Genomic DNA, 25,181 nt, shown 5'->3' on the forward strand with positions numbered 1-25,181 from the left:
ATGGAGAGCATCAGATACAGCAGTACCGTCGAGGTGATGCCGACCCTCATCAGCGGAACGGTCACCGAAAAGACAGCCGGCACTGGGGCCCGATGCTGCATGGATCTCTGCCAGGGTCATCTTCAGGAGCCCTCCGAGAACTTCTTTCGTATTTTCACCTAGGTCCGGGCCGAGGTTGCGGATGGGAAGCGATTGCTCGCCAATCACCGGAACGATGCCGGGGAAACCCACGCCGCTAAGGATTTCTTCACCAGTCGAAACGTCGAACTTTTGGATCATGTTCCGGGCGGCGTACTGGCTATCGGTGCTGATGTCGGCGGCAGTATATATGGGGCCGGCGGGAACACCTGCGGCGTCAAGTGCCGCGAGGGCCTCGGCAGCTTCGAGCCCTCCTGACCACGCGTTAATGGCATCATCGAGTTCTCCGCGGCGGATCCAGCGGCCGGCGTTGCTTTGCAATGTAGGGTCTGCCGCGAGGTCCGGACGCCCTATGGTTTCCATGTATCGCTGAAAAATGGAGTCCCCGTTACCGGCCACGACAATGCTGGAGCCATCTTTGCAGGAATAGGCATTGGAGGGCGCGATTCCTTCCATCCGACCGCCTGTACGCTGTCTTTCCACTCCGTACGCCTGGTAGTCGGGGATAAGTGATTCCATCATGGAAAACATCGCCTCGTTGAGCGCTACGTCGATGATTCGTTCGCGGAGCGGTACGGCGTCGAAACCGTCCCGGTGGCCTACTTCCCGCTGGTAGAGGCTCATCATTGAACCGAAGGCGGCGTACAGTCCAGCGATGGAGTCACCAATCGAGACGCCAACGCGGACGGGCGGGCGGTCAGGGTCTCCCACCAAGTTGCGGAATCCTCCGTAGGCTTCGGCCACGGCGGCAAAGCCTGGTCGCTCTGAAAGCGGACCCGTCTGTCCGAAGGCAGAGATGCGGGTAATGATGAGTTCCGGGTTGACTTTGTTGAGTACATCGGGGCCCAGATTCCATTTTTCAAGCGTCCCCGGCCGGAAGTTCTCTAGAAGTATGTCCGATTTCGCCGCGATCCCGAGCACCGCCTGCCTCCCGGCGTCGCTGCGAAGATCCAACACGACGGACTTTTTGTTTCGGTTGATGGTGCGGTACAGCATGGATGTGTCGCCTTTGTGCAGCCGCCAGTTACGTAGCTCGTCCCCGGTTCCAGGCCGCTCCACTTTGATGACCTCTGCACCGAAGTCTGCGAGCAACCTGCCAGCCGACGGTGCGGCGATGTAGTTTCCCAATTCGAGTACTCGCACACCGTCCAGGGGCGCAATGCGGGCCGTTGTCATGTTTCCTCTTTCGTTAATGCCTTTGGAGCTTCATCGCTCCGCGAGACAAGATTGCAGGCCGGTTGACTTCGATTCGTCGTAGCCGTGAGAGGGTTCCGTAGTGTTGTTCCTTCAGCATCTGGTCCGCGAGTTCGGACCCGCAGTAGTAGAGATCGCTCAAAACCTCAACTAGATCCGGATCACGAAAAACTGCAGGTGGGAAGAAAGGAAGGCCTCTTTCTTTCGTACTCGGTGATACGGCCGATGTGCTGCTCCGTGAGGCTGATATCGTCGTAGCCCAACTCGAGCCGCCATTTTACATAAGGGTCGATGTCGAAGTGGAAATTTCTGCCGGCAGCGGTGATCATCTGACTTGGCAGATCGACAGTAATTTCGGTATCGGGCCGCTGCTCGAGTAATTCCCACAGGAGCTCGACGTCCTTTTCGTTAACCTCGGCGGTGACGAGGCCGCCCTTTCCGGAGTTCCCGCGGAATATATCGGCAAAGCGGGGGGAAATAACAACGCGGATTCCGTAGTCCAGCAACCCCCACACGGCATGTTCACGGGACGAGCCAATCCCGAAGTCATGGCCAGCCACAAGGATCGATCCTTCGCCGTAGGGGGGAGTATTAAGAATAAACCCAGGTTCCTTGCGCCACTCGGCGAACAGCGCGTCCTCGAAACCTGACCGGCTGACGCGTTTGACGAATCGCGACGGAATGATCTGATCGGTGTCTATATTATTTCGGCGAAGGGGGATCCCGGTGCCCACATGCGTGTCGAACTTATTCATGATTTGTCCTAATCACTAGTTAAGGTCAGAGGGCGAGGAAATAGTCCCGCGGACGGCAGTGGCTGCGGCGACTACGGGTGACACGAGGTGTGTCCGACTCCCCGCACCTTGTCGGCCCTCGAAGTTTCGATTTGACGTGGAGACGCAACGTTCCCCTGATGGGACTTGGTCGGGATTCATGCCCAAGCACATTGAACAGCCGGCAAAACGCCATTCTGCGCCGGCTTTCAGGAACACCTCGTCCAATCCCTCGTCCTCTGCTTGGGCTTTAACTTTCATTGACCCGGGTACCACCAACATCCTCATTCCAGTTTTGACCCGCTTACCTTCAAGGACAGCAGCTGCAGCGCGAAGGTCCTCTATGCGACCGTTGGTGCAGGAACCGAGGAAGACGGAATCTACAGCCACGTCCCGCATCTGTGTGCCGGCTTCAAGCCCCATATACGCCAGTGCCCGCTCCGCCGCAGCACGCTCACGGGTGTCGGCGAACTCATGGGGAAACGGTACCGACCCGGAGATGGGCACGCCTTGGCTGGGGTTCGTGCCCCATGTGACAAACGGAGCGATGAGGCTGGCGTCGAGGTTTACCTGTGCATCGAACTCGGCATCCCTGTCCGTCACAAGGCTCAACCAATATGCGCTGGCCGCATCCCATGCAGCGCCATCGGGTGACTTCAGTCGGCCCCTCAGATAATCAAGCGTCGTAGCGTCCGGTGCTATGAGACCTGCACGAGCCCCCGCTTCGATGGACATGTTGCACATCGTCATTCGAGCTTCCATGGACATTTTTGTGACGGCGCTGCCTCGATACTCAAGAACATATCCCTGTCCACCGCCGGTGCCAATCTGAGCAATGAGGGCAAGGATCACGTCCTTGGAGGTCGACCCTGCCGGGAGCTCGCCCTCGATATTGACCGCCATAGTCTTGAACGGACTGGCCGGTAATGTCTGTGTGGCCAGCACATGCTCGGCCTCACTCGTTCCGATGCCAAATGCCAAGGCGCCGAAAGCCCCATGCGTCGAAGTGTGCGAGTCGCCGCAGACAATTGTCATGCCAGGCTGCGTCAGGCCAAGCTGTGGGCCGACGACATGAACAATGCCTTGGTCCGGGTCGCCCATATTGAAAAGCGCGATTCCGAACTCGGCGCAATTGCTCCGGAGCGTTTGCACTTGCAAGGCTGAAATTGGGTCCGCTATCGGCTTGTTGACGCCGATCGTCGGGACATTATGGTCCTCCATAGCGAGCGTGAGCTGCGGCTGGCGAACTTTGCGGCCGGCAGCCCGCAGCCCCTCGAAGGCTTGGGGGCTGGTCACCTCGTTAACTAGATGAAGGTCAATGTAGAGGAGGTCGGGGGAACCGTCTTGTTGATGGACAACATGACTTTTCCACACTTTTTCTGCGAGCGTGCATCCCATTGAATAGTTCCTGTCAGGTCCTGGCGGACCGAGATTGTCGCTAGTCCCGAACCAAGCCACTTCGCTGGCGTACGGGCGTGATTTCTTGCGGCGCCTGAGGCCCGCTGCTTGCTCCAGATGTGGGGCAAAGCACCGCGTCTTCGTCACTTACAGCGACCTTGAGAGCACCAACGCCGCTTATTTCCACCTCCACAATGTCCCCGTTGTTGATCTGCCCGACTCCCGCCGGCGTACCCATCGTGACTATGTCCCCGGGGTGCAACGTCACCACTGAAGACACGTAACTAAGGAACTCAGGTACGCCCCAGATCAAATCTTTGATGTCCGCGTCCTGGCGCATCTCGCCGTTCACGCGAGTTTGCAGCGTCAATCCGGAAAGTTCTCCCACTTCATCGGGCGTGACGAGGAAGGGGCCAACAGGGGTGAACGTATCGAATGATTTCCTGGTCGACCGATCTTCTCCACCTCGCATCGTGATATCCAGAAGGCAGGTGAAGCCGGCCACGTGGTCCAAGGCATCCTCGACCGACACGTGTCGGGCCTGCTTTCCTACGACAAACGCAAGTTCCCCCTCTTGATCAAAGCGGCGGTCCAAATATGGAATCTGGACAGTGCCGCCATCGGCCAGGACGGAAGACGGCGCTTTGAGAAAAAATCCGAGCGCAGAGACATCACCAAGTTGTTTCATCTCTTCCTGGTGATCGTGATAATTCACAGGTGCAGCAACGATCTTTCCGGGATCCGGAACCAGAGGCGAAATCGTGAGTTCATGCATCGGCACCATAGGCAACGTTCCGATCTTGGAAAAGTCCAGGGCATTCTGGCCCAGGAGATCGATGAGCCTCCGCATGGGGCTGATGCCCGAGTGGATCTCGCCAAGCAGCGGCGTCAAGTCGCGGACTGCCGGGCCGGTAACAGCTGCAGCGATTGCACGTCCTTCATGTTTGTACGAGGCAAACTTCATGTTCCTCTTCCTTCGTCTCGAAATGCGTTTATCGTGTGGCGAAGCCCCGTTGATTAATCTCCAACATGATCCTCAAACAGCCAGTCGAACTCGGAATAATCGTTCTCGGCCCGCATCTGGAAAACTCTGTTCCGCAGTGCAAGGGTCGTGGAATCGTCCGTATGCCAAAGGTCGCCCCACGGTCGAGCCGCGAGTTGGCAGCGCGTTGTACGTTCAATCCGCGCAGACTCATAACTCTTGAAGGCGAGAGAGACATCGTTGTTAGAGTCAAGCGCACGCGTCAGCACCAGCGCATCCTCCATAGCCTGGCATGCTCCCTGGCCAAGATATTGACGCATTGCGTGAGCCCCGTCCCCGAGCAACACAGTGTGGGGGGTGCTCCATGATTCAATCGGATCACGATCAAAGATGGGCCATTTCCGGTTGTCTTTGATCAAGGCAAGGGAGTCTTGCACGTTCTTGCAGGCGGGAGCAAAGACCTCGGTAAGTTCCTCGAGACTCCCCCAGTCGTCACGACCTTGGGCGTACCACTGACTTTCGAAGACAGCGACCTGGTTGTAGAGGGCCCGACGTCGAACGGGGTATTGGATAAGGTGCATCCCGGGGCCCATCCACAGGATAATGTCGTCGGTTTCGACATTCGAAGTTATCTGATCGATTGGGAGAGTGCCTCGGTAGGCCACGTGTCCGGTGAAAAGCGGTTCGCTGTCATCGTGCAACTGACGCACGCGTGATCTAATGCCGTCGGCTCCAACGAGGACATCTGCCGTGTAGCTGTCCCCGTTGTCAAAGGTCGCCGTGGCCACCCCGTGAGAATCGGTAACCTGGACGACACACCTGTTGTTTTCTAGGGTTACCCTAGGAGTGTCCTGACACGCCGCCACGAGGATCTCGAGTAGATCGTGCCGATGCGCGACCACATAGGGATATCCGTAATGAGCAGTAAAGGCATCCCCAAAGTCTATGGATGTGAGTTTCTCTCCAGAGACAGCATCCATGACAATCCCGGCTCGAGGCCGAACTGCGATATCCAGGACGTCCTCCAGTATCCCCAGCCGATCCATAGAGCGTGTAGCGTTCGGGCCCAGCTGCAGACCTGCGCCAATTTCGGAGAACACCTCTGCCTGTTCCACCAGATGTACTCGCCGCCCGGCCCGGCCCATTGCGAGGGCCGTCGAAAGCCCACCGATCCCGCCACCGATAATTAGCGTGTCGAAATGTGATTTTGTCACGCTAGTTTGCCTCTTCCCGATAGATCTTCAAGGCCTCTAACACAGGTGCATCGCTGGTAGTAAATATGTCCAGCGTGGTGTCGGCTTTGATCTGCTGGCTCTTCCATGACGGCACGACGAATACGTCGCCTGGCTGGAGGTCGAAGACCTCATCATCCACCTGCACGTGTCCGGTGCCGCTCAGGACTGCACAGACGCGTGACCCAGTCTGTCGATCCGCGCCGGTGGTGGTCCCCTGCACCACCCTGCGCATCTCACAGCGAAGAGTGGGCATAACATCATTGCCGCTGACCGGATCCTGGTAGCGTATCTGCGCATCACCGCCACCCTTTATCTCCAGGAGCGCGTCCAAGGCCGAATCTACGTCTGCCCATCTAAAGACCAGCAGCGGCGAATGCCGGCTACCCTTCATTACTCCTTTCGAACCCGAAGGTACGATGCCGGCCCCTTGCCCGAACTGACGCTCAGAAACAGAACGTGGATCAGTTTTCCTGTCCACCAGTTCCGAAGGTCCCTCCTCAAAAAAAATGGCTTCGAGAAACTCGACTACGGGAAGATCCAGCACATCCAGCCAAACCATGGACTTGTCACCGGGATTATGGTGTTCGTGAAAGTTCCACGATGGAGTCAGAATTACGTCTCCGCGACCCATGTGGATGGGATCACCATTCACCAAGGTCCAGACACCTTCGCCCTCCATTACGAACCTCAGCGCGGCCGGACTGTGACGGTGTGCCGGCGCGAGCTCTCCTGGTCCGAGGAACTGAGCAGCGGCCCAGAGCGTATTTGAAACGTAGGGAGCTCCCTTTAGGCCCGGATTTGCAAACGCAAAAACCCGCCTATCACCACCCCTGTCAATAGGGATTAGGTCTTGCGCACGGCGGCCCAGATCCATGAGGTCTGCAACTCTCCACCGGAAGGGAATCGCCTTCGCCCTGGGTTGTGGTGTCAGCAGGCCCTTCATTTCCCATAGTGGCTGAAGGTCATTTTCCGCAGCGGAAGCATACAGCGCATCAACTTCCGCGTCACTGGAGACATACCTAGTCGTGGCCATCTTTTACTTCCCATCGAATCTGGTCCATCGTTGATGCCGCATTGACGGAACAACATGTATACGAACTAAATGTTACTTGTGATCTACGCCACTAGTCAAGGGCGAAAAGCTTAGCTTTCCGCCACTACCTTCACTGGTCTAGCAGGGGACCTTGATGTTGGTTGTTTCAAGCCAAAGTTGTACGAACTATATTTTTGAGAACTAGCCGAAGCCCTACTGGGCTGCGATCTGGGATTGCAGCGTTTGCCGCGCTGGCAGACAGCGACACTGCATGTGGGCGGCCGGCTGCTGGGGGCTGCAACGCAATGAGGAAAGAGCTCGCCCACGTGGATTTGGCCCTGAATCCTGTCGGACAAGGGAGCCCCGCAGGTTAGCTGTGACAAGACCAGTCGATCGCCCCGAAAGCCCGGCGCCCTAGGCTTTCAGAGCTGGTTGCGCGGATCATTGCCGACTAGCTGGAGCGCAGCCTCCCTAACCACCGACAGAAGTGCCTTTCTCTGCATGAACGTTGAACCCAAGGTTCAGAGTCGGCTCTGAACCTCGTGTGCAACCGCTCCAGCGAAGAACTGACACCGGCCCTGGACATCCACTCGCTACGTCACTCATTCACCACCTGCCTGATCGAAGCCGGCGTCGGGTCCTGCTTGAACGCACTTTCTGCCCACAACTCCAGTTTTGGCTGCTGAATCCGATTGTGGGGTGGCTATCGTGAACTCATGCGTACAGACTTTAGCCCAGGGAGCCACCGTGGCTTTGGATAGAAGGCTCAAATGCCAGTGCTGAGAGGCAGAAAGTAATACCCGGAGCTGACGGGCCAGGCAGCAGATCATGCACTAAAGATTGTTAGGGCTGAAACGGAACAAGTTTGCGCGTCCGCAGGGATAGATCTCCCAGCAATTCGTATCGTAGCTAACCTCAAAAATTCCCGAGACAACGTCACTGCTGATATGAGAGCTGAGAGACATCGGTATGGGTACGAGATGAATATGCCTCTCAGGGTCGTAGAGAGTTGTCCACCCGCCGGCCTCAGGTGGCTTATTGCGCACGAAGTCGGCCACGCGGCCACCAGGAACACCTTTCAAGAGCATTTTCGTTTAACGGTGCTGACAACAGCCTTGATATCCGCACTGTTGTGCCTGGGAACGACTGTGGCAGGGGCTGTGGCAGATCTTTCAGGGAACGCCGATGAATGGGGCTTCCTTCGCGGGATGTCGATGGGAGTTCTTGTTCTGGCCCTGATCTGGTTCGGTTCCCTGCGCCGTGCAGATGAACGTCGCGCGGACATTTTCGCCGCGGCTTATATGGGCGACGTTAGAGGAGCCAGAGAATACTTTGCGTTCACCAACAGTGCTCGCCATTCACCCTCTCTGGCCGAGAGGTTCATCCAGATGATCTTGTGGCCACTTCGCTCTCACCCTTCTCACCCGAACCGCATAAACCTAATGAAAAAACATCTTCCTCATGGTGCAGAGGGGCCCTGCGACCCTTAGGCTTCAGATATTACTCAGTCCTTTTCGGCAGTGCCCAATCTTTTCTGGACGAGCTCGGCCAAGGCCTGGAGTGCTCCCGCATCTGGCGTTCCGCTGCTACCGAAGCCGGTTACGCCGGCAAGGGATAGGGCCTTCTCGGCGCGGATACGGTTTTCCACCTCACGAATGATCTGTTCGTCATCGGTGAGTAGATACTCCGACGATCCGGTGACTACTTCGGAAAGACCGTTCAGAAAATAAGGACTAGCGGGCCCGCCGTTCTCAATAAGAGAGGTCCACGCTTTGAGTCCGACCTTCATCTCGCGTTCGGCCATGGAGGGGCCGTATTTCTCATAAGCCTGACGCAGGTCCCCGTCATCTTTGATCTCTATGACTTTGCGGAGGCGTTCGGCCACCGTCTCGGACCGGTTCTCATGAATCCGAGACGTTGTTGAAGCTGCTAAAAGCTGCTTCACAGGTGTTCGCTGAGTGGCGAACCGTTCTTCCAAAACACTTGCTGGGGAGACGATTGTCTGAACTTCGCGTAGCAGCCTCACCAGCAGACTGGTATCTTCTGCCTCGACCTCTTCGCTAGCCACGTTCGGGTGCCGGCCTGTTCCGCCCGGCAAAGCCATTCTCTTCCATGGTCCTTATCCATTCTGTCGTTTCGACCCGCACGCCGGGTAACACTGCGGAGTGAACTCCACTCCGGGTCGGCGACGCTTGGCCGGAATGTTCTTGCCGGCGGACAGGCCGCCACCCGTGCCTAGAGCGAACGCCCGCCGTCACGCTTGATCTGATCGGCGCGGCGGGCCGCTGCCGTGGCGTCGGCCTTCGAGCTGTCAGCCTTCCTTGCTTGTAGCTCCGCTGCTGCGGCTTTCCGCCGTTGGATGGCTTCTGCCTGCTTACGTCCCCATCTGCTTCCTGGTTCCGCTGCGCGTGCCGGGGGCTGTTGGGTTTCTGACACTTTAGTCTCCTTCTGCAGTACCCCCGGCGAGGCACCGGGAGCTGGGGCTGACGGTTGGTCGGACGCTTGTTGCGTTGAGCGGTGTTTGGCAACCGCACGTGCAATAGCGCCAGCGGTCCCGCCTTCGGTAGCGGCGTCTGCCGCCTGGATGGCATCAACCACAGCGGCTTCGCGCTGTTGCGGCTGGGGCAGCTTGTCGCCGCTGTGCGCCCGTTCACCGCGCAACCGGTCAATGACCTGCTCGGCCGGAGCCGGCGCTGTGGTGACGCGCTCGGCTATACGGGCTTCGTCAGCTCCCTGCCGGATTTGTTCAGCGGTCTGCGGCGGCGCCGTCGTCAGCTTGGAGTGCTTATGCAGTGCTGTGGCCCTGGCGATGAGCCGCTTGGCGGCTGGGTCATCGGCGTACTGCGGCGGGATAAGAGCCTGCTCCTGATTTCCGATGTTGTATCGGCTGCGGTAGGCCTCAGTTTCTGCAGCCACTTGGTGCCATTCGGTGGCTTTTGCTTTGTGTGAAGGAACCGGGCCAAGGTTCTTTGTCCAGACCGGGACTTCCTCCGCGAGCTGGGCCCCGCGGATCGCTACTCGGTGGCTCAGGTGAGCGCGTAACCGTTCGAGTTCCGTCCGGTAGGTTGGCGGAACCAGCGGATCCTGAATGAGTCCACTAGGAGCCAAGTCCTCGCTGATTCCCTTGCCTGGGCCGCCGGGAAGAGTGTGGGGATGGGTTGGTCCGGCAACTTGCCTTAGTCGCCGTTCGTAGGTGATTGCCTCGCTAACGTTGATCTCGTGAGCTGAGCGCGGGTCCTCACCCCGGGTGGCCCGCTCGATTGCAGCCTGTGTGGGAGCGAGTCCGGTGCGTCGGTGCAGCTCCTTCCCCATTGCCTCAACCATCCATTGGTCTTTCATGCTTTCGGGAACGAGGCCGCCGGAAATTCCCCTGTCGGTTATGCGGCGGACAGTATCGGCTCTGGCATCCTTCAGTACTTGGGTTGGGACCGTTGCAAATGGAAGGGTCGTCCATTGCATGTCTTGGCCGGTGGCTTTCGTGTCAAAGCCCGAAACGGAGGCGCGTTTAGCGAGGCCGGCGAGATGTTCGTCTGAGAGTGATCCGAGCGGCCGGCTGTCAGCGTTCTGTACTAGACGGGAAGCGCTTTCGATGCGGTGTTCCACCCGGTAGGCCAGCACGGCTGCCGGATCGATGGCGTTCTCAAACCCCGGCAACTCGCCCGGATCGGTGGCCCCAGGGTCCTTGATTTCTGCTGCTTGGGCCAAGATTTTGGCGGGGTCAAGGCCGGCCTGTTCGGCGGTGCGCAGGTGTGCAGCAACCGCACCCCATGCCTCGCGGGATGTAAACGTAGCGGCCGTCCGCGTCCCCATTACCTCAGCGGCGATGGTCCTGGTTTTAGCAGTCCAAGCAGCTGCCTCCACCTCACCATAGACGGTCGCGAGTTTTTCGAGGTCTCCGGACTGAATGGCCTCGGTGCGCACGGTTTCATGCGCGGAGAGGTTCCTGTCGTAGGCGCCGGCGATGGCGCTGAGCACATCGTCTCTCTCCTGTCCGTCCTCCAAGGCAATGTAGAGGCGGTTGGTTAGCCGCCCGCGTGTAGCGGCTACGTAGGCGGCCGCCCTGTCATTGCGTTCGCTGAGGATCGCGTGGGCGGTATCCACCGTGATTCCCTGGGCACGGTGGACCGTCGCGGCGTAACCAAGCTGACCGTGGTCTTGCAGGTACCCCGCGTCAAGGGTTATCCGTCCGTTGTGACCGCTGTGGCGCAGCGTGACCAGCTCATTGCCTGGCCGGTCTTCGGCTCCCTGTTGCGCTGTGGCCGTGGTGATCTTTTCCACGGTCCAGACATCGTTGTTTTTAACGAAGTCCTTGCCTCGGTTCAGCTGCAGTGATCGGTCGTTTTTTCGTGTCACGACAGTGTCACCGGCGTAGGCCCGCAGCCCGTCGCGCAGCACGACGGAGGGAGTGTTTTCGGTGATCCTTCCCAACTCTCCTGTCGCGATCCGGGCGGCCTGGGCGTAGGCGTTGAGGTCGGTGACTGTTGCGTTGTCCCCTGCAATGAGCAGGGAGTTCTTGCCTGCGGCTGTATCGGCCATCCAGGCCCTCAGTGCTGCATCCGTCATGGTGTCGCTATCCCCGGCAACTATCCGTTTGTTGTCCATGTACCACTGCCATGGTGCGTCGGCGCCGGAGGCGGGGGCTTCTCTGAGCGCCAGGGAGGCTTCGGCCTCGCCTTCGGTTCTAAACCGATGTACCCGTTCAAGCCGGACAGCTCCTACTTGGTGGTCCAACAGCCGCAGGGCGCCGCCTGACCCAATTGCACCCAGCTGGCGGTCGTCTCCGATAGCCCGGACGACGGCACCATGGCGGGCGGCCACGGAGACGACCTCGGCCAGCTTTGTGGTGGTGACCATGCCTGCCTCGTCAACAATGATGACGTCTCCGGTTCGCAGCCGCGGGCCCACGGACTGGGAGTCCTCGACTCGATGGGAGGCAAGGAAACTGTCGATCGTTGTTGCGTCGGCTCCAAGGTCAGTACTCATAACAGCCGCAGCCGCTGCGGTCGGGGCAAGCCCGATAATGTGGCCGCCTCCGGCGCGAGCGGCGTCAGCGGCCAGGGCAAGGCTGGTGGTCTTGCCGGCACCGGCTGGTCCGATTCCCAGCGCTAGGAGCTTCTCCCCTGTTGTGAATGAGCGAGCGAGTTCAATCTGTCCCTCGCTAAGTGTCTGTCCTTGTTTCAGGTGCTTTTCCAGAACCTTTGAGAAGCGTTCAGCGGACACCGCCGGTATGACTGTGAGCTGCGCTGCGGCCAGAACTTTATGTTCTGCCTGAAGCACTTCACGCGAGGTGAAGAGCGTGCTTTCAGCCTGCCGGAATTGGCTGCTCCCGTCCGCTCGGGCGAATTCTCTAAGCCGGAAAGGGACGGCGGTGGAGGTGACGCTGAGGCTGTGCGTGGCCGTCGCTGCACGGGTAATCTTTTCGACCAGTTCATCGGGCATTGTCTTGCTCGGAAAAGATTCCTTTAGGTGCCGGTGGACCTGAGCCAGAACATGGTTCCTCCCCCAGGTGGCACGTTTGGTGGAAAGCTCGTGAACGATCAGCCGTGCATGTTCGTGAACGTCCACGGCATGCATGTCCACCGGTGCCGCAGCCCGTCTCGACGCCTGCCGTATCCTCTCCAGCAGATTGTTCCCCACCGGCATTCCCAGGTCAGAGCTGTATTCCTTCTGCCATTCGTGGACCAGATCTGAAAGTTTGCGTGCGTCCTTTTTCGCCGGCCGGGTCTCCAGTGTCGCTTGCTGGGCCAGGGCAATCTTCTGCTTCTCGGAAGGGACATATCCGTGCTTGTCTGTGAATTCGGCTTCAAGACGTCGGATGGCTCCCGCAATGTCGGTTCTGCGTGAGGAGGCGTGATGGATGGCGTCCAGGTCGATTCCCGCCAACTCATAGATGGGTTCGTTTCCCCCGCTCTTGCGGGCCACAACAGCAACCCCGAGCTCGGCGCAGACCTTCTCCATCACCTTCGAGTTGTACGTTTCCGAAGCAGCGACGTTCATCTTGTAGAGAGTGCGTCCGTCGATGGACGACCATTTCCCGTCGGCGCCGAGAACTTTGTTAGCTATCACGACGTGGTCGTGCAGCTGGGGGTCCCCATTGCGGGAGTCATAGTGCCGGAACTGGGTGGCAACCAGACCACCTTCAACATCGATCTGGCGGACCCCGTTCTTACCGCGCCGGGTGTAGAGAGCGTTCTTCTCCAGGAAGGTGATCGTCTCTGCGATCGCCTCGTGGTGTGCCGCTTCGATGGCTTTGCGTGCCTCTTCACCGCCAAGGGCCCACAGCAGAGACACGGACTTTGAGGGAGAGAAAACAAGGTCGTATCCGGCGACTGTCTGCTGTCTCGGCGTAGTCTGTGCTGTTGCAAACCGAGCCAGCTCCCGGTTGTCTCGGGCGTCCCTGCCATGTTTCTCACGAAATAGTTGCCCGGCGACCCGACCGCGGATTTCATGCATCTTTGCCTTGTCAGGGTCACTGCCGGTTAGCCTGCGTACCCTGGCATGTTCCTCCTCCAGGCGTCTCGTTAGCTCCGTGTCTGCGTCCGTGTAGCGATGATATTTCTGTCCTAGCCGCACTTCCTTTTCAGTGGCACCATCTGCCATAAGTCTGGCGGCGTCGGGGTGCAGTCCCTCGCCGAAAAGGGCTGCCATTTGCTCCCCGGTAACCTCACCGGAAACCCCCAGCAGCTCCATAGAGTGCCCTGCCCATCGGCCGGGCGGCATTCCTTCGACCGTGTAATAGTCGCCAAGCTCCCGGTCGCCGGCGCGCAGCTCGTCGGCGCTAGCGACCTCGGAAGTGTAGTAGGCGTACCCGTCCCCAGCGCTGAGCTTATGGACGGTCATCATGGCTGCGATTATTGCTGTCGGGTGTACGCGTGTCTAGCCTCAATCATCAGGATGCATGAGGTGTGGCGATAAATGGCCCTGAATCCTGAATCTTTCTGCGCCTGCATCCAAGAAGCGTGATAGACCTTCAGGAGTACCCTTCAGGAGTACACTGAATCCTCAAACAGTGCCGGGACCGCTTGAGGGCCCAAATGGCAGTCCGACTCGCGGACTTTCTGGTGACCGTTAGGTTTGTCCGTGGTGTTCAATAGAGGCATCACTCGGCCTCCCCATTAAGGGCACCATGATTCAGCGCAAGAGCTCGGCAATGCTGGAAGCCAGAGAGCGGGCACGTAAGGCTGCAGCGGCCTCGATGGCGCGACAAGAGAGGTTGCTAAAGCTTGGTGAACGCTTCTTTGTCGCTGTCAGTGACGAAGACCAGATTAGGGCCGCCGGGGAAGACAGGATAAGAGAGCTCCGTGCCAAGGTCGAAGCCGATACGGAGAAAGCGAAGATCGCGCAGGCAAACGTCGTAATTGAGATGAAGACCGAGGGTCTCTCTGTTTCTGAGATTGCCCAGCGACTCGACCTCACGTCGACCGGGGTTAGATCTATATTGGGCAAGAGCAAGCCGGCCGCGGGTACGGTTGAGACCACTGCCGGCGGCTAGTTTGCTGGGCCCTCCACACTCCCTGCGATCAGTACCTCTCAGAACAGGGTGGGGTCGACTGCGTTGATCCCATAGATGAGTTGACGGACTATTTGGTCCTGCCAACCGTTCCTCTTCAGCTCATCGCGCAGCGACCTGGTTCGAGCCGCCTGTTCAGCGCGTGGCAGGTAACGCCACTTGATTGCTGCCGCCGAAGGAAGCCGGCCCTTACGGGCACGGTCGATCATATTCTCGGATCTCGTACCTAAGATCAGATGTGATTGAGCATCCTCTGTCGCCCGCACGCACATGGGAACGTCGCAATGATGAAGGGACTCCAGTCCCTCGATGCCTTCCATCCCGCCGTTTATGACTGACAGGGCGAAGCGATGTGCGCTGAGGGCTTTCTGTCCGCCAGGAGTCTTGACCCAAAACCTTCCGTATCCGTCATCGCTTACAGCGCCGAGCCAGATCCAGCAGCTATCTTCTCTGGGCCCGCGCAAAACATAGGACTGGAACCTTTCAAGGTCGGACAGGTACACGCCTCCCCTCCATTCAGACTACGACAAAAAATAGCCAGACAGAGACAGCGGCGGCGGCCAGAAGCGCCCAGATTGGTACTTTTGCCGCAAGGAAAAAAATCCAGACACAAGCAAGCCAAAATGACAGACTTAAGGCTCCTGCGACTCTGTTTCTCGGTCGCTCCTTCAGAGGAAACAACCGAAGGATCAAAACGAATAGCGCTCGGACAACGCGATAGTTAACCCATATCCCTCCGACTACTATCCCGAGGAAGAGTTTGACCATGTTCTGACTTCTTCCTCCGCTGTTCGTTGGAAAGCGCGGGTGAGGCTCATGCGTCCGACCCGAAGAATCGTCGCCGCTTCAACAATGCTCATCCCTTCGGCTCTCATCTTGTGGGCCTGCTGCAGCTGAGCATCGGTGACCGATGGTGGCCGTCCACCGATCCGGCCGCGCGCCCGTGCGGCAATCAAGCCCGCCTGAGTACGTTCGATGAGCCTGTTTCGTTCGTGCTCGGCCAGGGCAGCGAAGATGTGAAAAACCAGCCGCCCGTCAGCGGTGGTCGTATCGATGAAAATCTCCATCAGCGACTTGAAGTGAATGCCGCGCTCTCCCAGCTCAACGACAATCTGGGCGAGCTCTGCGGTCGAGCGTCCAACGCGATCAAGTTTCCACACAACAAGAACGTTTCCGGGCTGCAGATAATCCAGGCAGGCATCCCAGCCTGGTCTGTTTTTGGAAGTTCCGGAAACCTTATCGGAGAAGATCCTCACGGCGCCTGCCCCGATAAGTGCGTCTTCCTGCAGAGCAGTGGTTTGCTCAGCACTACTAACCCTTGCGTATCCGATGAGGTTCTGAGTAGTCATAAGAGCGTGGTCCGTCAGCTGTGGTTCCCATGTAGATATTTGGAGCCTAGCCTTCTGCACGGAACTCGCAAGGGTACCGCGAAACGTGCAACGGTATTTCGTGCACATTTCCGTGCACCAGCGCCCGCATCAGCCCTGCGGAAGCTAGGGAATCTGATGTCCCACTTTAGGTGCAACCTCAGCGAGCACGAAAACGGTCCTTTTCGTTCAGCCGCATTCCCCGACCCAGGCAGGAGAGAGATGTTTTAAAATCCACTACCCAACCCCGGTGATCGTAGCGACAGACCTCCACGATCAGTGGCTGGACCGAACCATGGCGGGACGGGACCACATGCAGCACTTCATCGACGCCATCCCGAATCAACCTCGTGCCCACGAATCGTTAGTAAGGAAGTCGGATCAGATAACAACGCAACTCATAAAATCCTCTGGGTGAGTTGCTGGAGGAGTTGTACCGCTGGTTAGCGGCTAAGTGTCGGTAGCCACTAACCACACTGGCGAACACCAGTTCCACCCCCTCAACCTGCGTAAGCGGGCCCCGCACGAAGCAAAAGCGCATAGGAGGGCCTTAGGTCTCTGTAGACAGACAACATCGTTCACGTTCCCAAGTCCTGCTTCATGGCCCTAACCGCGATCTCGTAGATTTTGCGTGCTTCGCGGCGCCGCCTTGCAAGTCTTTCCGGTGGCTTACCTTGGGCGATATCGTCGCGAAGCAGAACTATCAGGTTGACGGTTTGGAGGATGCCATCGGAGGTCCGTTTCGGGCAGAGCAGAATATACTCTTGACTCGGAAACAAAGGCCATTCTGTAAGGCCATCCGTCATCTCCCACCTCCTGGATTCTGACTCTGTTATCAACAGATCCATGTGCTGATAGTGCGTTATGAAGCGCTTGTAGAGTTCCTGGCGCTCACCCCGAAGCCACTGCCGGTGCTCGGTTCGTCTGTTGTAGTAGTGCCCGACGAAAGCAAACAGGCCTGCGATTGCCGCACCCAAAAGCACGCCCCAAAGTTCCATGCCCCAAGCCTACTCAAGCAGGACCGCGCTCCCGCACGGAGCAGAAGTGCATAGGAGCTATCTGCCGCACTCCGGGCCGAGCTCAAAGGTGCCTTCCACACTGCTCGCCTCCGGAGACAGACTCGAGCGGGTAAAGATTCCCGCAGGCCTAGAAAGGGAACGAGGGCGCCATCTCACCTAACCCGGGTGAAGGTGCCGTCGACTAGCTCAGCAACCCCGGCAAGGGGCTAATCACTCGGAGAGCTTCGTAGCTCGTCCTGTACACCACGAGGATGAGCTGCGCTACGGGAGTTTGCTGCTTCTGCCAAGTGTTTGGTTGTGAGCCTGAAATCGTGAAGATGGTCGGGGAGGATTGCGCGATTGAAAAACCAGAGCCAGGTCAGTTTTCGCGCATGGTTGTAGACCTTGCCCGCTCCCGGGACCCCACGCATAGCATCCTTGAAAACAAGCCTGGAGTACCCAATCAGCGGATCATGGTTTTGGGCAATAGCGAGCGATACATTCCGCACGAGCACTGATGAGTACTCCAGCGCCGAAACATAATCAACCACCTGACTCGTGGCCAGTGCCGTCCCGGCCTTCACATACCCCGGCTGTGCCGGGATCCATTTGCTGGTCCAGCCGGCAAGTACACTCGTTCGCGGAAAATCTCTGCACAGATAAGCCCTAATCTGATCAGCGGTGAGGTTCAGCAGTCCTTCCTGCTGCTGAAATTTCTTCGCCCTGCTGTGGCTGATAGTCCTGTTGGTCAGCCGGTAGCCGGCGCTGCTGAGTCTTGTGATGAGGTCCTGCTCGGCAAAATCCGCTTTGACAGCAGAGACCTCCCCCGCAATCCAGACGTGCGCGGGAGCATCAAACTTGGCTAAGTGCCACATGATCATCTGATGACTACCGAAGCGTGACGTGAGACCAGAGGACTGACCCACGTAGAACGGGACACCCCTCTTGCCGGCAGCATTGAACATCAACACATAAATGAACTTGCCGTGCCTGGATTTCTTACTAAAAGCAGGCGCGTTAAGAATGTCGTAGACCGCCATCATCTGCGGCTAATTTCTCTCATCCAGCGGCGGCCAGGTCGAGGGGCGGGGCGTTGGATACATCACTTCCACCGAAGGATCGGTGACGGGATCATCAAGCGCGTCGAACTCAGCTCGGAACTCCATACCCTCTATGGTTTCCACCGTAGAAATCCGGGTCAGGACACCCATCTCTTCACCGGCGACAAAACTGAAAACCTTACCGAAGTGCTTAGTTTTAAAGCTGCCGCATTTTATGACCGTCCAACCGCGGAGACCAGGACGCTTATCGGTATGGTCCAGCGTTGGCGCGCAGACAGAACACGTCTTGTAGGCCTTCAAGCCCTCCACCTCGGCACGAGTTAGCAAGGTGGGCATATCGGGGGCGTTGTCGCTGCCATGCCAGTCGCGGACCCTGTCCAGATCATTCAGATAGGGCTCCCAAGCGGCGTCCCGATCCATGAACTGCCGCATGCTCGGGCATTGCGGGAGATGAACCTTGCCAGCGACGGACAGAACGAAACAATCGCCGGAACCAATCCACCGGTCTAGCCTGATCTTCTCCTGCCGGAGGGTAGCAATGAGTTGCCGGGTCAGCTCTTGGTCACTGAGGTGGCCCATCCGCCGCACGTAGTCTTCCTGCTCGTTCAAGGCCCTGACAGCTGCCTGTTCCCTCTCCCGGATTGTTCCTGCCATCTCGCTCATAAACGTCCTCCCGCACCACTCGTTCCACACCACTCTTCACCGGCCAGCATAAGAGGGAGCGCAGACATTCCATGAAATTTCCGCTGCCCACTGGATTGGGATGCGAGATTGTGCTGAGAAGAGGCGGTCAACAGCGCAATCACGGGCACTTTGCGTTCAGGCACCCCAATGGGTCGACGTCGAGCTGCATTGGCGCCATGCCAGACGTGTTCTCCACGAAGTAGCTGCTGACGCTGGCCTTCAAGATTCTGATGCGTAGTCGATACACGCGCGCAAATCCCAGCGAAACCGCAGCGCTGACGGGCTCGCCGTCCCCCTGCTGGTCCCTTGCCTGTTCCATACCAGAGGGTCAAAATCCGCCACATCGTCGCATTACGGCGATGCATGTTTCGTACTTGGTTTGCGCCGCCAGGGGACGCGGCTATTCCTGGGTCAAAACCTTCGGGTCGCAATGGATCGTTTTAGACCCTTCCTCCATGACGCGGTTTCGTGCACAGATTCGTTCCCGTCCCCTCGACGTAGCGCCAAGGTTTCAGTGTCTATCGGCGTCTAGGGAGCAAGGACTATATGATTTTCCGATGCCCACTGCCGCTTCACCACACGCTGAGCGTTTCCTCGGTAGCCCTCGTTGGTCACATATGACGGAAGGGATGTCTTCCGCAGAAATTGCGGAAGCTCGGCAGGAATGGCGGTTGCTATGCTCACAGAGATATCAACGTCAGCCTGGAGAGTACCCAAGGGTGGGTACGAGCCTGCTGTTGGTGTCCTGGGAGCAAGCAGAAAAAATCGAACCCTACGACGACCGACCATACGATGAAATCGTCGGCCTATGGATGCCAGTGGTTGGAACTCAGTATGGACAACCACGCAAGCACCGGGAACGCTCGGGCGCAATCTATAAAGACAACTTCGAGCTAGTGCCCGAACCTGGCAATCCTTTTGATCACACCGCTCTCGCAGTTGATTTGAATGGGAATCGTATTGGTTACCTAAGTGCCAGCTACGCTGCCCATCATCACTGGAGAGTGCGTTCGTTGAATTCCCTCGGGTATCGCGTCATGGTTCCCGGTTTCTATCGGTCCACGTTCAATGCAATCGCAGAACGGGACTGCCTTGAAGCTGTTGTACTTCGACCCACCACTCAAATGTACGACGAGAAGTTGGAAGATCAGGAAGAGCAGGCATCCCGTCTTGCTGAGCTGTGGACAGCGCTCAGCCACGAAACGCGACAAGGGATCGCCCGTGCCGGTTTTCATCTCACCGATGAAACGGCTGGTGAGCTCCTAGAACTGCACGATCGGTTTCCAGGCGTTGGATTGCCTACGTTGCCGTACGCGGAGGCGATGCCGCGGAGTATTCAACTCATGCTCCGAAACGCCCGCCACGAGGAGGCTGAGATCAGGTGGCGTATTGCGCGGGAGCTTGACGCCAAGGCACTCGACCTCGTACGCGGTGGAACAAGCGTGCGAGACGCAAGCAGTGAAATCTCCATTTCGGAAACGCGCATTCGGAAGGTGATGAAAGAGGCCGGAGTAACGGCTCATCGGAAACAGGCGAATGAATCCCGGAACAGCTTAGTGGCACGGCTCGCGGAGGATGGGCTGTCTCTGTCCGAAATTTCAGCAGAAGTGGGCATGAGCGTCAGCGCAGTGTCAGCCGTGCTACGTCGACGAGGTGTCCGCACCCGAGGAGTGGCCGGCGTGAACGAGTGGTCCCGAGCGAGCATGCTTCAACGGGTCGCGGAATGCGCCGACGTCGTGAAGCTCCAGGACGAGGGAAACAACAGAGAGGAAATCGCTAAACAGCTTGGTGTCTCGGTTCACACTGTGAAGAAACGTTTGAGTGATGGGCATTTCTTCGATAATCCAAGGATCAATCCCGACCGACTTGACCTCGCACGGAGCGTCCGAGAACGTGGTCTCAGCCAATCTCAGTGCTCAGGCTTCGCCGAACTGCGCGCTTTAACAGATGGCAATGTGCTTGATCTCATTCATCCTTTATGGATTTAGCGAGCGTAGTCATCCGAGACATGGTGCTGCGAGACCGGCCCGCGTACCTGCTGCCGCTTCACAGTCCTCAGGGTGTTCATTTGGGCTGGTTTTTCCTGATGAGGAGGTGAGCTTCAAGCAGTTGCACTTTGCCAGGCCGTCGAGCACCCGTCTGAGAGCTCACAATGTCTCCCGGTCAGCGGGCGCGCGGTGGGCACCCGTGGCAATTGGGACACGGATAACGAGATAAATTTTCCTAGCGCGTCATGTCTCGTTCGTCGGTGTCTCTTATTCCATCGTATTCGTGCACATCCAGCGGCAGACCATCCACTGCTGCGATTTACACCAGCGCGAGCGGACACGGTTGAATGCCCGTCTGCGCTGTCGAGCAGTGGACGGGCATTCAACTGTCTGTTCAGTCTAGGAACAAGAACTTCTCCATGACGGGTTCTATAGGTAGGCCAACGGCGGTCGCCCCCCAATAGCTGGCGAGGAGGATTATCCACACAAGGAGGAGAGCCACCGCTTGGCCGGCCCTCTTGGCCACCTTGAGGGCCACACGCCAGAAGCCTTTCCTGAAGCGCTTACGGAACTTGCGCCAGTTGCGCTTGTTCTCTTGGCGCCTCTGGGTCTTGCGCTTATTCTTCTTGCACCCGGGGTTGCGGCCCTTGGCCAGCACTCCGGGGTGCTTGTCTTTCTCGGACATTGTCTTTCTTCCTGCCCAGGTTCAAAGACAGGAGAGGAGGACACGCTCCCTTAGGGAGACCGGCCATCTGCCAAAAAATGTGATTTACATCACAAAAATTTGGCTGTGGACCTACCGTGCGTGTAGTGTTATACGTAGTTGAAGAGAACATCTACCGGTGAGCATCCTTTCTTGTCTTGTCTTGCTGGGACTTTGTGTAGTTAGTTGATTGATTTACTTGTAGTCAAACGCCGGGTTGCAGCCTGGCGAAAATGACACAAGTCCCATAATACCAGCATCTCTGTGCCATAAAGGCGCGGAGGTGCTTTTTCTTTTAAATCGTTACCCTCTTGTAACCATTTATCGGACAGATCACGGAAATTCAGCGGTATTATCCGCGCGGAGGATGCACTTGGTGGGGTCAGAGTTCGTGAATCCCGAAGGATCACGTCACCACTTCGTTTCAAAGATCTGCCGCAACTTTCAGAACCTCCTTTGCTTTCTAGACGCTTATGGTTGTGTCACTGTTTGCCGCTTCATAGGCCATAACCCGGAGCTGTTCACGGTTTGCCGTACTGTACGGGTGTAGCAGTGCGCGATGGTAAATCTCTCGACGGCCGGCTGGATGCCTAGAATCCGGAACCTTCTGAAGGTGCTGTGCAATGATTTTTTGATTAGCCAGCTCCCGGTATCCGCGTTCCGCAGTTCTCTCACTGATCCCGTACCAGGATGAAGCTCTCTCCACAGGCATCGTGAACGTCTTGGGACCATTCGGATCCTGTGTCTCCTTGAGCAGGATCAGGAGCATGGCCTTCCCTGGCATCCTAAGGCGGTCAATGATCCCTTCAGTCCAGTAATCGAAAGGGATTGTGAAGAATCCCCTTCCCAGATCAGATTTGGACTGTGCCTTAGGGTCTTTGATCCATGGGGTCTCGTCACCGTTCTCGCGATAGAGAATAATCTCGGGTTGGGTTTTGGCCCCCGTGACGGAAAGTAGATTCATCTGACTGAGGACGCGCAGTGATGAGTGAATGGCACGATCGGTGCAAGGACGCTCCTCGGAGTGAAGTAGTCGCGCCCAGGTGGCGATGGGCAGCGGTGTTCCCTCCAAAATAGGAGAGAGAGCGTGGACAGTTAGAAGAAGGTCCAATGCCCGCTCCTTGCGTCCGACCACAAGCTCCGAAAGGACAGACGGGCGAGGCGCTGATTCACGCTGGACGAAATCCTTACGGATTCTTACAAACCCACGCTTCGCATCACCAAAGAGGTCCAGGCGAGTCGCCTTGGTGTCACTTGCAGGTTGGTCCTTATATTCGAGGAAAATCTCTTCTGTTTCGTTCATGCACTCATGATTGCCTAGATAGGCCATCAAAGCAACGTATCGTCTCAAGCGAAACGACGCTCTGAGGTGCCAGTTTGTTAGATCATGGCGACACCCTATGCGATGCATCTGCTATACCACTGCGACAACTTTATGAATGGGGGTGTGGGGGGGGGTGGGTTTGTGGGGGCTCATGCTGAGGAGCGAAATTCGCGCGGCATAGATATTTTCCAAGCATTTTCGGACGGTAGAGACGAATGCACCTGTACACCCGTTGCAGGCCCTGGATCGTCCTATTCCACACGGCCGTAGTGAACCCGGAGGATCGTTGGCCCATACGGGAACGGTTTTTCGAGTCACGCGCCAGATAGAACGACCGGCATCAACACTGCCAGCTAGTCCCAGACCAGCCACCATAAGACTCACAGTTGTTTTTTGCCTGCTGGCGAAGCTTGCGGAGCTGTGCCCGACGCAGGCCTGTCTACCCGCCAGGGCAAGGGTCGGAAAATTTGCGGAGGGAATCAGCGACGCAGGAGCGCCGGAGGAAAATTTGCGGGCCGCAGGCCCCGACGAAGGAGGGGCTAGATGTGCTCTCATCGTTCGCGATCCGTTGCGAGTACAAACGGGTCCCGTCCGCGTCGATCACCACGCAGTGATGATGGGTCTTACCCGCATCCACACCAGCCCACAGCTGCGCTATCGCAGCCTCCAATCAACTCGTCATCTCCAGTAGAACCCAGCAGATAACCGCGCCGTCGTGTCCTTATCCAGCGAGCTTCAGTCGCGTCTCTCAATCAGCGGTCGGGCCATCACGGGAACGGCAGGCGGCCAATCCTACGAAGCCGTAACGACAAGCGCCCGGCACAGCAGCAACAGCCATACCCACCACCCCTGGGTAGCCCAGACACTACAACTGCCCCGGAACCACCCGCTCAACAACATAAGGACAGCAGCAAAAAACCGTCGTAGACAGATCAGGTTCGGGAGGTCCGGAGCTCTGCGAAGGGGCGCCCCGGGCCAAAGAGCCGGCCGCGCAGCGGACGCCCGTTTCCTGGTTGAAGCCCCCGGGCGAAACCAGGCCGCTAGAAACGTGATTTCATTTGAGAATGGATTCTGGTGTTGTATTCGGAGTAGTTGTTGCGATCATCGGTGTTGTTGTCGCCATTGTGGCGTTTCTGCATCAAAACCCACGCCGGCATGTGGCCCTGTCCACGAAAGAAACGAAGTTCATCTCCGAGGAGGCAGACGGTTTCGATGGCATCACTATTTCCCACGCGGGCCAAGAGGTAAAGGACCCCCGCTTCATCGATGTTTCCGTCCAAGCCACAGGCATGTTTGACGTCCCCTCCGATAGGTTCGATTCGGCCAACCCCATGGTTATGAAGTGTGAAACCCCGATTCTCGCCCACGCTGGCGGGGAGGGTGAACCTGTGAAAATTAGTGAAGATCGAAAATCAATTGCAATAGGACCGATGTTGCTAAAGAAGGGGGTCCCCACGACGGTGAGGCTCCTTGTCGATGGGTCAGCATTATGCAGCTGGGAAGAACCGAAACTGATCGATACAAAATTTCAAATCGTAAGCGATGCGACCAAAGAGATCCAATCGCAGCGAGCTCGCAAGCGTCTTCGCCTCCTCCTGACAGTACTAATGGTGGAACTGGTTGTTCTCGGACTTCTGACTATCGCAACCTTTTTCCTAGTTTCCTCTGGTGCGATCGATCGCTAGCAGGACGGTTATCGTGGCTCCCAGTGCGAGCAGCGCCAGGAGCAGGTTGAGTAGTTCCATCACTGTTTCCTTTCGTCGATGAGCGGCTTAAACTGAGAAGGAGCCCGGTGGCCGCAACCTTTGCGGTCACGACCACCGGGGGTTGTGTGACTACTTCCTTGCACGTCGCTTACGCTTCCGAGTTCGCCCTCGGAAGCGTTTGCTCGTTAAGAGCACGCGTCGTGCGGTGAGTAGAGCCACGACTGCCGTTGCCAGCTGCACTACCGCGGTAGTGAGCTGCAGCGCCTGGTCGATGCTCATTAGCCACACCTCCTTCCTGCCCCGCCATGCGAGGCCCCCACCGATTCAGCCGGTCGAGGGTGGACTGTCAATCCCGAAGAGTGGCCGAACGACGGCGCGAAATAAGGGAGCGCCAGCGACCGCGTGCCGGCGTTCGGGCGCGTGGATTGACTGGACGGGCCCCCGAACGGCTACCATCGGTGGCCTTGTATGACGGAGATACCCAGCCACCCACAAGGCAAAAAGAGGCTTTCAGTCCGAAGCGAAGCGCAGGGCTTTATCTTTTGGACAGACCTGACCACTGCGGGGCTTGGCTGGCGCTGGGTGGTGTGGACGCGCAACCGTCTCAAGGCGACAGCCGGGGGCCGGAACCCGGCCGGTAATAATCCACTCCATGGTGAAGAACATGGGGATCGGAGCAGTAGCAGAGTCCCAGACTCACAGACTCAGTGGCTGAGTTTCCCAATAGCCGGCGGCGTTCCCTCGCTCACCCAGACCCAAACGTACAGAGTCTGGGTGCCGGAGTCCCCCGTGATTCGGCACTATCTCCACTGATCACAGACTCACCGAGTCCCCGAGGCTCTACTTACCAACCGAACTGGCGTCGGGTACTCCTCAGGACCGTTCATTTCCGGCCCAGCGCATCTAACGGTCCGCAATGCACTCTCCCCCGGCCAGAACTTGGTCCCATCACACCGGCCCGAACACAGTGGTGACACGACATTCACCGTGCGTGCACAATGTGCCCTGGAGTGGAGGAGCCGATATCAACAACCAACTTGACTCACAGGCCATCAGAGTCCCAGACTCACAGACTCAGTGACTGAGT

Annotated in this window: 19 protein-coding genes and 1 pseudogene; 4 read left to right on the forward strand and 16 right to left on the reverse strand. The window is 57.7% G+C overall.

Annotated features, from left to right (window positions below):
• The 6 genes from CXR00_RS17665 to CXR00_RS17690 all read right to left on the reverse strand — a co-directional run.
• Positions 1-1,314, reverse strand: a 1,314-nt coding sequence (locus CXR00_RS17665) for a CaiB/BaiF CoA-transferase family protein (protein ID WP_104056330.1), incomplete at its 3' end; no start/stop codon positions are given.
• 179 nt (positions 1,315-1,493) lie between these two features.
• Positions 1,494-2,087, reverse strand: a complete 594-nt coding sequence (leuD, locus tag CXR00_RS17670; RefSeq protein ID WP_104056332.1) for a 3-isopropylmalate dehydratase small subunit — start codon at positions 2,085-2,087, stop codon at positions 1,494-1,496.
• Positions 2,088-2,102: 15 nt separating this feature from the next.
• The gene (leuC, locus tag CXR00_RS17675; RefSeq protein ID WP_104056334.1) at positions 2,103-3,503 is read right to left on the reverse strand and encodes a 3-isopropylmalate dehydratase large subunit; all 1,401 of its coding nucleotides are present in this window, start codon (positions 3,501-3,503) and stop codon (positions 2,103-2,105) included.
• A gap of 40 nt (positions 3,504-3,543) precedes the next feature.
• A complete protein-coding gene (locus CXR00_RS17680; protein ID WP_104056336.1) occupies positions 3,544-4,467 on the reverse strand; it encodes a fumarylacetoacetate hydrolase family protein in 924 nt (307 codons plus the stop codon).
• Between the two features lie 53 nt (positions 4,468-4,520).
• Complete coding sequence (locus tag CXR00_RS17685) at positions 4,521-5,699, reverse strand: FAD-dependent monooxygenase (protein WP_104056338.1); 1,179 nt, start codon at positions 5,697-5,699, stop codon at positions 4,521-4,523.
• A gap of 1 nt (position 5,700) precedes the next feature.
• A complete protein-coding gene (locus CXR00_RS17690; RefSeq protein WP_104056339.1) occupies positions 5,701-6,753 on the reverse strand; it encodes a cupin domain-containing protein in 1,053 nt (350 codons plus the stop codon).
• Positions 6,754-7,739: 986 nt separating this feature from the next.
• On the opposite strand from CXR00_RS17690, the gene CXR00_RS18805 reads away from it, so the two are divergent.
• Positions 7,740-8,243: a M48 family metalloprotease gene (locus tag CXR00_RS18805; RefSeq protein WP_368783725.1), complete on the forward strand. Its 504-nt coding sequence runs from the start codon at positions 7,740-7,742 to the stop codon at positions 8,241-8,243.
• Positions 8,244-8,257: 14 nt separating this feature from the next.
• Here the strand turns inward: CXR00_RS18805 and CXR00_RS17700 are convergent, their stop codons facing one another.
• Positions 8,258-8,857 (reverse strand): hypothetical protein, encoded by a 600-nt coding sequence (locus CXR00_RS17700; protein ID WP_104056343.1) that lies wholly within the window; start codon positions 8,855-8,857, stop codon positions 8,258-8,260.
• Positions 8,858-8,988: 131 nt separating this feature from the next.
• A complete protein-coding gene (gene mobF, locus CXR00_RS17705) occupies positions 8,989-13,596 on the reverse strand; it encodes a MobF family relaxase (protein WP_104056345.1) in 4,608 nt (1,535 codons plus the stop codon).
• A gap of 283 nt (positions 13,597-13,879) precedes the next feature.
• Between mobF and CXR00_RS17710 the strand changes: the two genes are divergently transcribed.
• Positions 13,880-14,245 carry a hypothetical protein gene (locus CXR00_RS17710; RefSeq protein WP_104056346.1) on the forward strand — a complete coding sequence of 122 codons (366 nt, stop codon included), beginning with the start codon at positions 13,880-13,882 and terminating at the stop codon, positions 14,243-14,245.
• 38 nt (positions 14,246-14,283) lie between these two features.
• Here CXR00_RS17710 and CXR00_RS17715 read toward each other — a convergent pair whose 3' ends face one another.
• The 5 genes from CXR00_RS17715 to CXR00_RS17735 all read right to left on the reverse strand — a co-directional run bounded on the left by CXR00_RS17715 (position 14,284) and on the right by CXR00_RS17735 (position 18,352).
• Positions 14,284-14,766, reverse strand: a complete 483-nt coding sequence (locus tag CXR00_RS17715) for a hypothetical protein (protein WP_104056348.1) — start codon at positions 14,764-14,766, stop codon at positions 14,284-14,286.
• 240 nt (positions 14,767-15,006) lie between these two features.
• A complete protein-coding gene (locus CXR00_RS17720; protein WP_104056350.1) occupies positions 15,007-15,612 on the reverse strand; it encodes a recombinase family protein in 606 nt (201 codons plus the stop codon).
• A 596-nt stretch (positions 15,613-16,208) separates the two neighbouring features.
• Positions 16,209-16,628, reverse strand: a complete 420-nt coding sequence (locus CXR00_RS17725; RefSeq protein WP_104056352.1) for a hypothetical protein — start codon at positions 16,626-16,628, stop codon at positions 16,209-16,211.
• 227 nt (positions 16,629-16,855) lie between these two features.
• Positions 16,856-17,668 carry a hypothetical protein gene (locus CXR00_RS17730; protein WP_146067288.1) on the reverse strand — a complete coding sequence of 271 codons (813 nt, stop codon included), beginning with the start codon at positions 17,666-17,668 and terminating at the stop codon, positions 16,856-16,858.
• A gap of 9 nt (positions 17,669-17,677) precedes the next feature.
• Complete coding sequence (locus CXR00_RS17735) at positions 17,678-18,352, reverse strand: hypothetical protein (protein ID WP_146067289.1); 675 nt, start codon at positions 18,350-18,352, stop codon at positions 17,678-17,680.
• Between the two features lie 650 nt (positions 18,353-19,002).
• Here CXR00_RS17735 and CXR00_RS17745 point away from each other — a divergent pair.
• Positions 19,003-20,361, forward strand: coding sequence for a hypothetical protein (locus CXR00_RS17745; protein ID WP_146068705.1), 1,359 nt, complete (start codon positions 19,003-19,005; stop codon positions 20,359-20,361).
• A 394-nt stretch (positions 20,362-20,755) separates the two neighbouring features.
• Here the strand turns inward: CXR00_RS17745 and CXR00_RS17750 are convergent, their stop codons facing one another.
• The 3 genes and pseudogenes from CXR00_RS17750 to CXR00_RS18150 form a co-directional block, all read right to left on the reverse strand.
• Positions 20,756-21,046, reverse strand: coding sequence for a hypothetical protein (locus tag CXR00_RS17750; protein WP_104056362.1), 291 nt, complete (start codon positions 21,044-21,046; stop codon positions 20,756-20,758).
• A 481-nt stretch (positions 21,047-21,527) separates the two neighbouring features.
• Positions 21,528-22,367 (reverse strand): hypothetical protein, encoded by an 840-nt coding sequence (locus CXR00_RS17755; protein ID WP_104056363.1) that lies wholly within the window; start codon positions 22,365-22,367, stop codon positions 21,528-21,530.
• A 568-nt stretch (positions 22,368-22,935) separates the two neighbouring features.
• Positions 22,936-23,046, reverse strand: a pseudogene (locus CXR00_RS18150) (transposase); the annotation flags it as partial.
• A gap of 406 nt (positions 23,047-23,452) precedes the next feature.
• Between CXR00_RS18150 and CXR00_RS17765 the strand changes: the two are divergent.
• Positions 23,453-24,073 (forward strand): hypothetical protein, encoded by a 621-nt coding sequence (locus CXR00_RS17765; RefSeq protein WP_104056368.1) that lies wholly within the window; start codon positions 23,453-23,455, stop codon positions 24,071-24,073.
• The last annotated feature ends 1,108 nt before the right edge of the window (positions 24,074-25,181 follow it).

This window comes from Arthrobacter sp. 9E16 (assembly GCF_002929435.1).
Lineage (GTDB): Bacteria > Actinomycetota > Actinomycetes > Actinomycetales > Micrococcaceae > Arthrobacter_B > Arthrobacter_B sunyaminii.